The sequence below is a fragment of the Porphyromonas gulae genome (assembly GCF_000765945.1).
Taxonomy (GTDB): domain Bacteria; phylum Bacteroidota; class Bacteroidia; order Bacteroidales; family Porphyromonadaceae; genus Porphyromonas; species Porphyromonas gulae.
In genome coordinates, this window is record NZ_JRAT01000010.1 from 58,523 (window position 1) to 71,903 (window position 13,381).

Annotated in this window: 12 protein-coding genes; 5 read left to right on the plus strand and 7 right to left on the minus strand. The window is 49.0% G+C overall.

The features are described from left to right. Window positions 1–41 precede the first annotated feature (41 nt). The 4 genes from HQ49_RS03405 to HQ49_RS12580 all read right to left on the minus strand — a co-directional run bounded on the left by HQ49_RS03405 (window position 42) and on the right by HQ49_RS12580 (window position 3,977). Entirely contained in the window at window positions 42–467 is a 426-nt protein-coding gene (locus HQ49_RS03405) for a hypothetical protein (protein WP_039418461.1), read from the minus strand. A 63-nt stretch (window positions 468–530) separates the two neighbouring features. Then, window positions 531–1,178 carry a LolA family protein gene (locus HQ49_RS03410; RefSeq protein ID WP_018965699.1) on the minus strand — a complete coding sequence of 216 codons (648 nt, stop codon included), beginning with the start codon at window positions 1,176–1,178 and terminating at the stop codon, window positions 531–533. A 13-nt stretch (window positions 1,179–1,191) separates the two neighbouring features. Further along, a complete protein-coding gene (locus tag HQ49_RS03415; RefSeq protein ID WP_039418462.1) occupies window positions 1,192–3,672 on the minus strand; it encodes an FtsK/SpoIIIE family DNA translocase in 2,481 nt (826 codons plus the stop codon). Window positions 3,673–3,860: 188 nt separating this feature from the next. Then, a complete protein-coding gene (locus HQ49_RS12580; RefSeq protein WP_394331883.1) occupies window positions 3,861–3,977 on the minus strand; it encodes a DUF1661 domain-containing protein in 117 nt (38 codons plus the stop codon). Here HQ49_RS12580 and HQ49_RS12585 point away from each other — a divergent pair. From HQ49_RS12585 to HQ49_RS03430, 5 genes are all read left to right on the plus strand, one after another. Continuing rightward, window positions 3,928–4,053 (plus strand): DUF1661 domain-containing protein, encoded by a 126-nt coding sequence (locus tag HQ49_RS12585; RefSeq protein ID WP_369684604.1) that lies wholly within the window; start codon window positions 3,928–3,930, stop codon window positions 4,051–4,053. The two genes, HQ49_RS12580 and HQ49_RS12585, sit on opposite strands and share 50 nt — an antisense overlap. Window positions 4,054–4,468: 415 nt before the next feature. Then, window positions 4,469–5,410: an NAD(P)H-dependent flavin oxidoreductase gene (locus HQ49_RS03420; protein WP_026292310.1), complete on the plus strand. Its 942-nt coding sequence runs from the start codon at window positions 4,469–4,471 to the stop codon at window positions 5,408–5,410. 83 nt (window positions 5,411–5,493) lie between these two features. Beyond that, window positions 5,494–5,637, plus strand: a complete 144-nt coding sequence (locus HQ49_RS12590; protein ID WP_394331884.1) for a cysteine-rich CWC family protein — start codon at window positions 5,494–5,496, stop codon at window positions 5,635–5,637. Window positions 5,638–5,706: 69 nt separating this feature from the next. Continuing rightward, window positions 5,707–7,353 carry a fumarate hydratase gene (locus tag HQ49_RS03425; protein ID WP_052073431.1) on the plus strand — a complete coding sequence of 549 codons (1,647 nt, stop codon included), beginning with the start codon at window positions 5,707–5,709 and terminating at the stop codon, window positions 7,351–7,353. A gap of 122 nt (window positions 7,354–7,475) precedes the next feature. Further along, on the plus strand, window positions 7,476–9,284 hold the full coding sequence (locus HQ49_RS03430; RefSeq protein ID WP_039418464.1) for a DNA polymerase III subunit gamma/tau: 1,809 nt from the start codon (window positions 7,476–7,478) through the stop codon (window positions 9,282–9,284). Window positions 9,285–9,698: 414 nt separating this feature from the next. On the opposite strand, the gene HQ49_RS10650 is transcribed toward HQ49_RS03430, so the two are convergent. The 3 genes from HQ49_RS10650 to HQ49_RS11645 all read right to left on the minus strand — a co-directional run bounded on the left by HQ49_RS10650 (window position 9,699) and on the right by HQ49_RS11645 (window position 12,895). Continuing rightward, the gene (locus HQ49_RS10650) at window positions 9,699–9,869 is read right to left on the minus strand and encodes a DUF362 domain-containing protein (protein ID WP_010956309.1); all 171 of its coding nucleotides are present in this window, start codon (window positions 9,867–9,869) and stop codon (window positions 9,699–9,701) included. 335 nt (window positions 9,870–10,204) lie between these two features. Continuing rightward, the gene (gene dacB / locus HQ49_RS03435; RefSeq protein ID WP_235290050.1) at window positions 10,205–11,653 is read right to left on the minus strand and encodes a D-alanyl-D-alanine carboxypeptidase/D-alanyl-D-alanine endopeptidase; all 1,449 of its coding nucleotides are present in this window, start codon (window positions 11,651–11,653) and stop codon (window positions 10,205–10,207) included. A 105-nt stretch (window positions 11,654–11,758) separates the two neighbouring features. After that, window positions 11,759–12,895 carry a UDP-N-acetylglucosamine 4,6-dehydratase family protein gene (locus HQ49_RS11645; RefSeq protein WP_160224166.1) on the minus strand — a complete coding sequence of 379 codons (1,137 nt, stop codon included), beginning with the start codon at window positions 12,893–12,895 and terminating at the stop codon, window positions 11,759–11,761. Between the last annotated feature and the right edge of the window lie 486 nt (window positions 12,896–13,381).

The following is a 13,381-nucleotide window of genomic DNA, read 5'->3' on the forward strand; positions in this document are numbered from 1 at the left end:
GCTTCCATTCCGAACGGAAGAGATAGTGGGGTAGCGGAGGATTACTTTTTCCTGATGAGCTTGAAGATCTGTTCTTCTCCTTCGGTGACTAACTTCATCGTTTCGTCCATCCAGCTGATGGCTGCTTTCTCTCTATCCTCTACGCCTCCGTCTCGTTTGGTAATGATGATAACCTCATCGTTGCCGTTGCATTCGTAGTAGATTTCCTCTTTCGATTCCGCCGGTTTTGTTCCCATTCCTTCTATTCGGATGGTGAGCATGGCTTTGTTCCCTTCGTTGAATGCCAGCTCCATATAGGCTTTGAAAGAAGGGCTGACGTTGTCTGCCGACAGATTGATTTCTTCGGGAGAAAGGTGCCTCCTCCAGCACGTCCCAACGAGCGATTTCGTAGAGTTTTCCGCTGCCCCGACAAGGAAGGTCAGCATACCGATAAGAAAGATTCCCAGGGTTTTCACTGTTCGATTCATGGATTTTTCGTTTGTTGATGATCTCTTTGTTCCAACAGGAAAACGGGCTTAGCAGGAGTTTTATTATCTGAGATCGATGACTTCTACGTTGGGGTAGTCTTTTTTGGCAAGTCGGAACAGTTCGGAAGATGCTTTTGTCGGACTGATACCGGTGATTTTTGTCACGATCCTTGTCCCATCTTCCAGAATAATCATGGCACCGGTCGGGCGTGAGCCTTGGGTGCTGACCTGTAGCTCGATTCGTTTGATCCCGTTAGCCGTTTTGGGCGTGAGGCCGATTACGTTCCCCCCTTTCGTCGGAGGCAGCATGGCTGTGCGATAGCCGGCTTCGGATCGGGTGAGGATGATCAGTGGGTTGATCATAGCCAATTCCGCATTCGTCGGGTGGGAGATGTTGAGCGTATTCTCGGATGCATCGTAGTAAGAGAGCGTTTTTTGGCCATCGAATACGGCTGTGATAGAGCCGAAGCCGAGACGAAACTGATTGCCTTTGAGGATGAGGCTACCGGAAGAGAGGGGTGATGAACCCATGTCATTGGGAGCTATGGTCTCTGCCTGAAAGTCGATTCGCGTCCCATCGGGGTTGGCAAGGTGCTTGGCTGCTGCTTGGAGTTCGCCTTGTACTGTGCGTTGGGCCAAACCCGTGGCGGGAATGAAAAGGAGCAGAAAGAGGATCCGGAACATCCGGATCCGGTGCAAGGATGTCTTCATTGTTTCTTTCGGATTATCGGAGTGTTTCGAACAAGCGTTCCAGACTCATTTCATCTTGGATCAATACCTGCCTCGGTTTGCTACCGTCCTGCGGCGAAACGATACCGGCACCTTCCAGTTGGTCCATCAATCGCCCTGCACGGTTGTAGCCGATATTGAACTTTCTCTGGATATTAGAGGTGGATCCCTGTTGTGAGTTTACCACCATGCGGGCTACTTCTTCAAAGAGAGGATCTTTCTCCTGCGGATTGAAGGCCTTCAGTCCTCCCTCTTCGCCTTCGGGCACATACTCCGGCAGCTCATAAGCCGAAGTGTAACTTTCCTGAAGCGAAATGTGGTGGGTGACGGCCTCGCACTCCGGCGTATCGAGGAAAGCGCATTGCAGACGTACCGTGTCTTTTCCCTGATAGAAAAGCATATCTCCACGGCCGACGAGCTGATTGGCTCCCGGTTGGTCCAGAATGGTTCGGGAGTCGATCATGGAGAATACTTTGAAGGCGATACGTGCCGGAAAGTTCGCTTTGATAATACCGGTGATAATGTCAGTGGAGGGTCGCTGGGTGGCTACCACCATGTGAATACCTGCGGCACGTGCTTTCTGGGCGATGCGGGTGATCGGACGCTCTACCTCTTTGCCCGATGTCATGATCAGATCGGCAAACTCATCGACGATCAGTACGATATAGGGCAGAAATTTATGACCGTGCAAGCGGCTGAGCTTGCCACTGATAATCTGATCGTTGTATTCCTTGATGTTCCTCACTCGTGCTTCCGTCAGCATGCGGTAGCGATTGTCCATTTCGATGCAGAGAGAGTTCAGAGTGGGTACCACCTTGGTCATATCCGTCACGATGGCTCTGTCCTCGTCGGGGAGCTTGGCCAAATAGTGACGCTCGATAGCTTCGTAGACAGCGAACTCCAGCATCTTTGGGTCTACGAGTACGAACTTCAGTTCGGCCGGATGCTTCTTGTACAGGAGAGAGGTGATCATGGCGTTCAGACCCACGGATTTCCCCTGTCCCGTAGCACCTGCTATCAGGAGGTGAGGCATCTTGCAAAGGTCGAAGATGAACACTTCATTCGTGATCGTCTTGCCGAGTGCCACGGGCAGATCCATGTCGGACTCTTGGTATTTCTTGGAAGTCAAGACCGAGTACATGCTTACGGTCTGTGGCTTTCGGTTGGGCACTTCTATACCGATCGTCCCTTTGCCCGGCATCGGCGCGATGATACGGATACCTCCTACAGCTTTGAGACTCATGGCGATGTCGTCCTCCAGGTTGCGAATGCGACTGATTTTGATACCCGAATCCGGTGCAACCTCATAGAGCGTTACCGTCGGGCCTACTGTAGCCTTGATCGGTGTCACATGAATCTTGAAGCTGTCCAGCGTGGCGATAATTCGCTTCTGGTTCTCTTCTATCTCGTTCATGTCGATCGGGGGTTGCTGCAGGTCGTACTGGGTAAGCAGATCGACAGGAGGGAACTTGTATGAAGCCAAGTCCATTCTGGGATCCGTTTTGGTTTCCGCCAGCAGAGCTTCGTCCGCCTTTTCTTCCTCTTGAGCCAGTTCCACAGTCATCGATCCCACCTGTATGGACTGCGAAGAATCATTTTCCTCTTCTTTCTTATGAGCCGGAATATAATCATCCGGTTCATCGGCATTTTCACTCTCGGGGCTGTCTTCGTATTCCGAATTGTTGAGATAGCCCGAGAGATTCTCGCTTTCGCCCCTGTCGTAGCCATTGCCGAACTGCTCGTCCCCGGACTCGTCATGATTGTTTTTCTTCTCCCTCTTCGGCAGTTTGGGGATAGAGATCCAGCTTAGTCCCAGCAAACGGCGGAAGAAACCCATACATTCACTGCGTACCACTACCGCTATGATGACGGCAAGGACGAGCAGAACTATGATCAGGCCGGCCTTACCTATATTGCGTTCGAGAAACAGTGTCCATTCCTGACCGTGCATACCTCCCCAACGAAGAAAACCTTCGAGACCTGAAAGTTTGTAGATGAATGCGGTTGCAAGGCTCGTCCAAAAGGTCATCACACCGCAGAATATCAGTCGTTTTACGATCGATACGCGCTTGACAACGCCCATGAGCTTCAGCGACAACGAAAAAACGTAGAAAAGGAGGAAGAGCGTTCCGAATCCGAATAGCCCGTTCATCAGCCATTCCGCCCATACTGCACCACGGATACCGCACAGGTTGGCCACAGGGGCGCGACCGAGGAGGATGTCGCTGACCGGTGCATCCCGCACCACGCTCTGATCCACTCCCCCATGTACGAAGAACGAACCTATGGCTATAGCCGTATAGAGTGCGATGGCCAGCAGTATGGCTCCGAAGACGAAGCCGACCTTGTCGCGGCTGAAAGTATCCCGTATGGGGGTGATGAATATGCGGCGTAGAAAGTTGCCCTCTTTTCTTCTATTTGTGGAGGATGTATTTCGTCCGGAGCTTCTGCTCCCTTTGCGTTGTTTTGTAGCCATCTGAAAAAACTCTGCTCCCCTCGTAAAGGGGAATTGTTGTTTACGGGTTTTGTTTGCTTTGAATCCTGACAAAAGTACGAATTTTTGTGCCCTATCCATTTCACTTTTCAGTTAAGTTTTGAGTCCCTTTTTAGATGAATGGAAGCAATCCCAGATCTCTTCTCTCTGTTTCATGAACGGGAAAACTGTCACTCTTCTTTGTCCGTGCTCTCCTGTTTCTGGAACCAAAAACGACCGAATTGCGGTTCGTGGATTTTGAAAAACACGTCTGAGAAGTTTTTCGTTCCGGCGCGACTTTTTTTCAATTCCCGAGCCAAACCGAAAATTTTCTCGCGCCACGTTTTTTGCAACGTCATTTGTCTGATTTTACGAACCACATGAGATCTTAGAAAGTCGCGAGAGGGAAGCGAAAAAGACTGTTTGCCGCCTATACCGTATTCTTCGCTTCTGCCTGCGTGTCGTCTGCTTGGATGTAGGGTATATCGCATCGGGGAAGTTCCTTTCCCCTCGGCATCGAAACAGCAGGGTGTAGAAGTCGGCTTTTGTTCCTATTTTTGTGATTATGGTCGAGATTTATATCTGAAACAGAATTGTAAAAGGCATATCCGTGAATTGCCGCTTTTCATGTAGTTGGGCTTTCCTGTACGTCTCATAATATTGTGTGCCGGTGCAAGAACCTGAAAGATGTGAGTACGGTTGTACTCTTACAAGGTGCGTCGGTTTGAATAAGGATAAGACTATACGAACCGAAGTGCAATAGAACAACAGATACAATACAAAATAAGAAGAATAAGAAATGAATAGAATTTGCGAATTATTGGGTATCGAGCATCCGATCATATCGGGAGGAATGGTATGGTGCAGCGGTTGGAGACTGGCTTCTGCTGTGAGCAACTGCGGTGGTTTGGGACTTATAGGTGCGGGATCCATGCATCCGGACAATCTGGAACACCACATCCGTTCTTGTAAAGCTGCTACAGACAAGCCTTTCGGTGTGAACGTACCTCTTCTCTATCCCGAGATGGACAAGATCATGGAGATCATCATGAGGGAGCATGTGCCCGTAGTGGTAACGTCAGCCGGCAGTCCGAAGGTATGGACACCCAAGCTGAAAGCTGCCGGTAGCAAGGTAATACATGTAGTGAGCAGTGCCACATTCGCTCGCAAATCGGAGGCTGCCGGTGTAGATGCCATCGTAGCCGAAGGATTCGAAGCCGGCGGACATAATGGACGGGAGGAGACTACGACCCTCTGCCTGATACCCGAAGTGGTGGATGCCGTGAGCATTCCTGTGGTTGCTGCCGGAGGGATTGCTTCCGGCCGTGCAGTTGCCGCTGCTTTGGCCTTGGGTGCGGATGCCGTACAGGTGGGCACGCGTTTTGCTCTGAGTGAAGAAAGCTCCGCTCATGAAGACTTCAAAGCGCATTGCCGCCAGTCTGTGGAGGGAGATACGATGCTTTCGCTCAAGGCTGTATCGCCTACGCGGCTGCTGAAGAACAAATTCTATCAGGATGTATTCGCTGCCGAGCAGCGTGGTGCTTCCGTGGAAGAGCTACGCGAGCTACTCGGTCGTGGTCGTGCCAAGCAGGGTATCTTCGAAGGCGACCTGCACGAGGGCGAATTGGAGATAGGCCAAGCAGCATCGCAGATACGTCATGCGGAGACAGTGGCCGAGATCATGGCTGATCTGGTGGATGGATACAAGCGATCGTTGGCCGGTATGCCTGCTGTGATATGAACCTGAATCTATCGGGAAACTACCGCCGGAAAGTCTGTCCCCGTTGTGGGAGAGGCTTTCTATGCGGTCATGATCTTCCCGATATGCGATGCGACTGTAGGACGGTACAACTGCAATCGCATCACTTCGAATTCCTCCGACGACATTATCACGACTGTCTCTGTCTCCCTTGTCTCAGGGAAATAGCCAATACCTCCGCAGAGGAAATACTCCAAATGCATCGATAAGGAAATGTCCTCGATGAGAGACTGAAAAAAGAACCGATTATCACTTTAATAACAACAGTTACGATTACTATGGCAACTCCAGAATTTAAGTATCAGAAGCCCTTCCCTATGGGGGATGATACGACAGAGTATTATTTGCTGACGAAGGAGTATGTGTCCGTGGACAAGTTTGGCGATCATGATGTCCTGAGAGTGGAGCCGGAAGCCCTGCGTTTGCTTGCACGGACGGCTTTTCATGACATTGCTTTCTATTTGCGACCGGAGCATCAGCAGCAGGTGGCTCGGATCCTATCCGATCCGGAAGCCAGCGAAAATGACAAATTCGTGGCTCTGACTTTCCTGCGCAATTCGGAAGTTTCGGCCAAAGGACAGCTCCCGTTCTGTCAGGATACGGGCACGGCTATCATCCTCGGCAAGAAGGGACAGCAGGTCTGGACGGGCGGTCATGACGAAGAACAGCTCTCGCATGGTGTCTATGATACCTATACACAGGAGAACCTGCGCTATTCGCAGAATGCTCCTTTGGACATGTATAAGGAGGTGAATACGGGGTGCAACCTGCCGGCTCAGATCGACCTGATGGCCGTGGACGGAATGGAGTATGACTTTCTCTGCATAGCCAAAGGAGGAGGGTCGGCCAATAAGACGTATCTCTATCAGGAAACGAAAGCACTGCTCAACCCCAAGACGCTGGTGAACTTCCTCGTGGAGAAGATGAGTTCTTTGGGTACGGCTGCCTGTCCTCCGTATCACATCGCATTCGTGATCGGTGGCACATCGGCCGAAGCGAACCTCAAGACCGTTAAGCTGGCTTCGGCCAAGTACTACGACAATCTGCCGACTTCGGGCAACGAAGGCGGGCGTGCTTTCCGCGACATCGAGCTGGAGAAGGAGGTGCTGGAGGCTTCGCATCGCTTGGGCTTGGGTGCTCAGTTTGGCGGTAAGTACTTCGCTCACGATGTGCGCATCATCCGCCTGCCCCGACATGGAGCGAGCTGTCCCGTAGGTATGGGTGTCAGTTGTTCGGCAGACCGTAATATCAAAGCAAAGATCAATAAAGACGGTATCTGGATTGAAAAGATGGAGACCAATCCGGCACGTCTCATCCCTGAATCCATGCGTGAGGGTACAGAGGGCACGGTAGTCAAGGTCGATCTGAATCGTCCGATGCCTGAGATTCTGAAAGAGCTGTCGCAATATCCCGTTTCCACCCGTTTGTCCCTCAGCGGTACGATCATCGTCGGACGTGATATTGCTCACGCCAAACTGAAAGAGCGTATCGACCGTGGCGAGGGTTTGCCCGACTATGTCAAGAATCATCCCATCTATTATGCCGGTCCGGCCAAGACGCCGAAAGGCATGCCGAGTGGTTCGTTCGGGCCTACGACGGCAGGCCGTATGGATAGCTATGTGGATCTTTTCCAATCGTACGGGGGCAGTATGGTGATGATAGCCAAAGGCAACCGCTCACAGCAAGTGACGGATGCATGTAAGAAGTACGGCGGATTCTACCTCGGCAGCGTCGGCGGCCCTGCAGCCATTCTGGCTCAGGACAGCATCAAGAAAGTGGAGTGTCTGGAATATCCCGAGCTGGGAATGGAGGCTATCTGGAAGATCGAAGTGGAGGACTTCCCTGCCTTTATTCTGGTAGACGACAAGGGCAATGATTTCTTTACTCAGATAAGGGAGAAGTGTAAGGGTTGTGCTCTGCATTGATCCCCGCAGAGTTTCTGACTAAAAGCATTGTGGAGGCTATGTCGCGAGAGTTCACTCTCCGGTATAGCCTCTGCTGCTTCTTTTTAGTTTACCTTTGTTTCCTAAGCAAACAGGCTCGGCTCATGGAAACGAAATATATCGTATCTGCACTCAAATATCGCCCCGATTCTTTTGCCTCGATGGTCGGTCAGGAGGCATTGTCCGCTACACTCAAAAGCTCCATCGTACAGCAAAAAACCGCTCATGCCTATCTCTTTTGTGGCCCGCGTGGGGTGGGAAAAACCTCTTGTGCACGCATCTTTGCCCGTGCCATCAACTGTCTGGAGCGGTTGCCCGATGGAGAAGCTTGCGGACGATGCGAGTCCTGCAAGGCTTTCGATGAGCAGCGATCCATGAATATATATGAACTGGATGCTGCTTCGAACAATTCGGTAGATGATATTCGTCTCTTGATAGAGCAGGCCAATGTGCCGCCACAGATCGGAAAATACAAGATCTACATCATCGACGAGGTACACATGCTCTCGCAGCAAGCCTTCAATGCTTTCCTGAAGACTCTCGAAGAACCGCCTTCTTATGTGATCTTTATATTGGCGACCACAGAGAAGCACAAGATCCTGCCTACTATTCTCTCGCGTTGTCAGATATTCGACTTCAAACGAATACCACCAGCCCGAATAGAGCAACATTTGCGGTATGTGGCGGACAGCGAGGGGATAAAAGCCGAAGCCGAAGCTTTGGCAATAATAGCGACAAAAGCCGATGGAGGAATGCGCGATGCTCTTTCGCTCTTCGACCGCATTGCCCGTTTCTCGGAAGGCAATATTACCTATGCCAATACGATAGAGAATCTGAATATCCTCGACTACGATTATTATTTCCGTCTGACGGATTTCTTTCTGCAGGGGGATTACAGATCCGTATTGATCGTGCTGGACGAACTGCTTGCCAAGGGATTCGACGGACAGGTAATCGTGAGCGGATTGGCTTCTTTCTTCCGCGATTTGATGATGGCTCAGGATGCTTCTACTCTGCCGCTGTTGGAGCAGTCCGAAGTAGTCATACAGCGATATGTGGATATGGCAGCACGTTGCCCCACTTCTTTCTTGTACCAATCGCTCAAGATACTGAATGCCTGTGACCAGCAGTATCGCCAGAGCAATGGCAAACGCCTGCTGTTGGAGTTGTCGCTGATGAATATCGCAGCTTTATTCAGCAAGGGGCTGACTGCTCAGCCCGCAACCCATGCGACGCAGCAGGCGAATCCTGTGGCGAGCGGATCAGTACCTCCTCAGCCGGCTCCGGCCAAAGTGCAGCCATCCCCTGCTCCTTCTCAACCTTCTGATCCGCCCACACCAAGTGTCGATGCGCAGCAACCGCAACCTGAAACTTCCGCTCCGACCGTCACCGAAGACAAGCCTGTACAGACCAAAGTGGTACCTCCAACGCGCCCGATGGCAACACCTATTGTAGGATCCGAAGGTCGGTTTACATTGAGAGGAATCCGCAGTAAGCAGGAACAACTCCAAAATGACAAACAGGAGATTCGGACAGAAATGACCGAATCATTCGATGAAGAGCAGTTACAACTGGCTTGGATCGAATTTGCCGAAACGAAACTCTCGGAAGAGATCCATCTGAAAAAGACGATGGCAAACTGCCTTCCTAAGCTCCGACCCGGAACCTCCGCTTTCGACGTGGAGGTACTCAATAGCAGCCAAGAAGAGGAGATCAACAACGTTTCGGCTCGTTTGCTGAGTTTCCTTGCGGATAAGTTGCATAATACGACCATACAAATGAGTGTCCGCGTATCCGAAGCTACGTCTCTGAACCGTGTGCCTGTCTCTTTGGACGAAAAGATCGAACGCCTTAATCAGGAGAATCCTCTTTTTGATGAGCTTCGGACTCGTCTCGGTCTTAGTCTGGTATAGCCTTTCGTCCATTTTATAAAGAGACGTAAGTTCTCTCAAAGAGGATGAAATAGGACGGGCGATTATGCCTTCCTCTCGGAGCTTCCATAGCTTCTTTCAAAAACTACTAGTAGATTTCGCTGAAACTACTAGTAGATTCTTCCAAAACTACTAGTAGTTTTGCTCGAAACTACTAGTAGTTTTGACATGCGTTAAAAGAGCATTGACGTGTACTGAAAAATGTTGGTAGCCACTGAGGCGGTTAATTCCATCTTGGCTCGACACCGTTTTGGGCTATGACCGATTAAGGATTTACCCCTGTCTTCCATGAATCTGCCGACTTGATCGTTTTCAGCATATCTATACATACAAAAAGGCCACCCCTTCATATGAAAGAGCGGCCGTATCTGTCTCTGTTTCTAACCTAACCTGAAATTATTCGGCAGGATGGATAGCTTCAGAAGGGCATGCTGCAGCGCAAGTGCCACAATCAATACATGTGTCTGCATCGATTTTATAGATGCTACCTTCAGAGATAGCTGATACCGGACATTCATCGATGCATGATCCGCATGCTACACAACTGTCATTAATAACGTAAGCCATAGTTTTGTAATAGTTTTATGGTAAGACAAATCTTGTTTATCGTATCGCTTTTCTGAAACAAAGGTAGAAAGAAAACTGGATGTACCAACATATAGGTATATGAATTTTTTCTCGCGTTTCTATCCTATGGAGTTAACTCGTTGGTTTTCTAATGTATTAAAGGGATTGCAAAGAAATTTTGGGCAATAAGTATTCGAGGGAAGTAGTATCGAGATACAAGAAAAAAGCGAATGGAATACCTATAGAGAGCTATATATGCTTGTTACCGGCAATCATTCCCACATAAAATTGGCATGAGATCAGGCAATAGGAATTAAGAAGAAATAAGGTGTTGTTTATTTCTCCCTTGGTCGGGCTTCCTTAGTAGAGGCAGCGGAAGAGAAGAAAGAGAGAAGGAAATCCGAAAATGCACGACGAACAGGTGTGGAAGAAGAAAAATCATTGCCAATCAAAACAACACTGTACCATTCCCCTTGGAATCGCACATAGCCGGCATAACCTAAAATACCCCGCATACTACCACTCTTGAGGTATGCCTCTATTGCTTCGTCCTTCATGAAGCTCTTCACTGTACCCTCTCTTCCGGCAAGAGGTAGGCTGTTCATGAACGAAGCGGTAACAAGATCGCCACGACTGATCATATCGATCAGTATTTGGCTGAGCGCATTCGGGCTAAAGTGGTTTCTACGGGAGAGACCGGATCCATCCGAGAGAGAAATGTCCGTATGCTGCAATCCTGTTTGGGAAGCCCAATAGTTTTGGACAACGGACAAACCTCGCTCTGTAGTATTGCCCCGATGGTTTTTCGATGCAAGGGGAGCTAATTGTTTCACAAAAGCTTCTGCAAAATGGTTCAGACTACGAAAATTCATTACTCGTACCAATGAATCCAATGGAAGAGATTCGTAGATCAATAATTCTTGAGTGATCGGTACAGCTTGGTACGAAGCGCGGCTCTCTCCTTGGCACAAAGTACCCGCAGCCGATAATAAGCCTTTGGCCCATGCTGCTCCGTATAGAGCAGGGTCGGGTAAATCCGTCTTGAGACGATAGGAAGCAATATTTGTCGGAAGTACCCCCGTAAGTGTTCGCTTGAGATTCAGCCCTTCGCCATAGCATCCGGCCGTATCCCTCCCTCGGCGGATCACCTTGATTCTGTTTTCCCACCGGACTTCCGGATGAGGAGGCTCTATTCTCAAAATACGAGCTTCCGAACCTGCTTTGCCTGTAGCAAGGATGATGTCTATTCTGTTATCATTGATGTTAAATCCATAGACGCCGGCTCCGAAATAGTTGCCCTTGTCCTCATCAAGCCAACTCTCATTGACTCCCTCACGGTCAAAAGCCGATGCATCGATGATAATATCCCCTGTTATTTCTTTTATACCCCATTGCTTCATGGCATCGACCAGAGCATAGGCAAATCGACCGGAGTCAGTCGGTAAATAGTTGGATGCAAGAGAAGGATCGCCTCCTCCTTTAATGATGAGGTTACCATCCAGAATCCCTTTTCGAATTTTGCCATCAATTCCTACTTTGGTATAAAATGGCATTTCGAGTCCCTTCAGGCGCAAAATGGATGCAGAGGTTACGAGCTTGACCAGAGAAGCCGGACAAAACTGTTCGTTTCCGCGATTGGATACGAAAAGGCTATCGTCCCGGCAGCGACGTATCTCCACGCCGATGCGACCTTTTGTCTGCCTTTCAGCCTTCTTGATAATACCTATCGCACCCTTGTCTTGTGCAGAAAGGCTCTGCCCAAGAATGGCCAAAAGAATCAGCAAAAGATATTGTTTTATTATACGAGACGAGGGCATGAGTGCGTTGGGTGAATGGCTTTTTGTTTAGAAAATGACCTCCATTAAACAATGGCGATAGAACGGCTAGGCTCAAACAGCTGTCCGCTCATTGTCCAACTCCTCGTAAATAGAGTTTTTGCTAACAAATTCGGGCACCATCTCTTTGAGTAATCGTACTGTTCCTGTCATATCAACGTCTTTGGCCTTTTGCTCCAAAAGAGGGAGGAGTCTTTCTATCAGTTCTATGTCTACCTTACGAGTTTCCGCGATCTGAATCTTGGGGTGGATGGTAGGTTTGGTATTTTCCTTGTTATTCAGCAACTCTTCGTACAGCTTCTCTCCCGGTCGTAAGCCGGAAAAGACGATTTCAATATCCCTATCAGGTTCATATCCGGCCAACGTAATCATACGCTTGGCCAAATCATAAATTTTGACCGGCTCGCCCATATCGAACACGAATATCTCTCCGCCTTCGCTCATGGAACCGGCTTCCAAGACTAACTGACAAGCCTCAGGAATAGTCATGAAGTAGCGGATGATATCCGGATGCGTGACCGTTACCGGCCCTCCTGCTGCTATTTGTTTCCTGAAAAATGGGATCACTGACCCATTGGATCCGAGTACATTCCCAAAGCGAGTGGTGACAAACCGTGTATGCCCCTGGATGCAGCCATCCTTTATCGCTTGGTCTAAAGATTGGACGACCATTTCGGCTGCTCGTTTCGTTGCTCCCATTACATTGGTCGGATTCACGGCCTTATCTGTCGATACCATCACCATGCGCTGTACTCCGTACTCAATAGCTTTGCGAGCTATCAATGTGGTACCAATCAAATTGTCCAAGACGGCCTCACATGGATTTTCCTCCATCAAGGGAACATGTTTGTATGCTGCAGCATGAAAAATGATTTCGGGCTGAAATTGCTGCAATACATAATCCAATCTGGAAACGCAACGAACATCACCGATAACCGGAGCTATTTTCTGATTCGGATAGTCTCTCTCTAATTCAAGACGTATTTCATGTAATGGCGACTCCCCCATATCAAAAAGGATGATATGCTTAACATGGAGTTTTGCAAGCTGTCGCACAATCTCGCTGCCGATCGAACCCGCTGCACCCGTGACCATGATACTTTTTTCTTTTAGTTCATGTCCGATTGACTCCATATTGAGGAATATCGGGGTGCGCCCCAAAAGATCTTCCACCTGGATTTCGCGCATCATGCGGCGTCCTTTGGGGTCTGCTTGTTCTATCGGCTTCTGACAAATAAAAAGTTTTATACGTCTTGCGATACACTCGGTAACAATATCCCTGTACTGGTCAAAAACATCCTCATTTGTAAAAAGCAATGTCTTTACACCCTGAGTGGAAATGATTTTTGCAAACCGATCAACTGTATTAAAATCAAAAATCGGAAGGCCATTAAGCCTCATTTTCCTGAGATTCGGATCACGTACGATAAAACCTTGTATATCCCATTGTCGCACCGAAGCATTGGTGATTTGATATGCCAAAGCTACACTACTACTGTCCATGCCGACTACCAAAGCTTTTCCATGGACTGCTTTGGTCCTGTTGAGTATATGATACACATAGACCACGGTTGTCCTAAAGGCTAATAGCAAAAACAACGTAAACAAGATGTCTATCAGTGTGACGAAAAAGACTAAAGGAATGGAAAAGAAAGCACAACCGACTAAAAATAGGAT

What these genes read in the sequence shown, in the direction of transcription:
- HQ49_RS03430 (WP_039418464.1), top strand. Translation starts at nt 7,476, where the DNA reads ATGGAAACGAAATATATCGTATCTGCACTCAAATATCGCCCCGATTCT.
- HQ49_RS03415 (WP_039418462.1), bottom strand. Translation starts at nt 3,672, where the DNA reads ATGGCTACAAAACAACGCAAAGGGAGCAGAAGCTCCGGACGAAATACA.
- HQ49_RS03410 (WP_018965699.1), bottom strand. Translation starts at nt 1,178, where the DNA reads ATGAAGACATCCTTGCACCGGATCCGGATGTTCCGGATCCTCTTTCTG.
- HQ49_RS03425 (WP_052073431.1), top strand. Translation starts at nt 5,707, where the DNA reads ATGGCAACTCCAGAATTTAAGTATCAGAAGCCCTTCCCTATGGGGGAT.
- HQ49_RS10650 (WP_010956309.1), bottom strand. Translation starts at nt 9,869, where the DNA reads ATGGCTTACGTTATTAATGACAGTTGTGTAGCATGCGGATCATGCATC.
- HQ49_RS03405 (WP_039418461.1), bottom strand. Translation starts at nt 467, where the DNA reads ATGAATCGAACAGTGAAAACCCTGGGAATCTTTCTTATCGGTATGCTG.
- HQ49_RS11645 (WP_160224166.1), bottom strand. Translation starts at nt 12,895, where the DNA reads ATGATGCGCGAAATCCAGGTGGAAGATCTTTTGGGGCGCACCCCGATA.
- HQ49_RS12590 (WP_394331884.1), top strand. Translation starts at nt 5,494, where the DNA reads ATGCGATGCGACTGTAGGACGGTACAACTGCAATCGCATCACTTCGAA.
- HQ49_RS03420 (WP_026292310.1), top strand. Translation starts at nt 4,469, where the DNA reads ATGAATAGAATTTGCGAATTATTGGGTATCGAGCATCCGATCATATCG.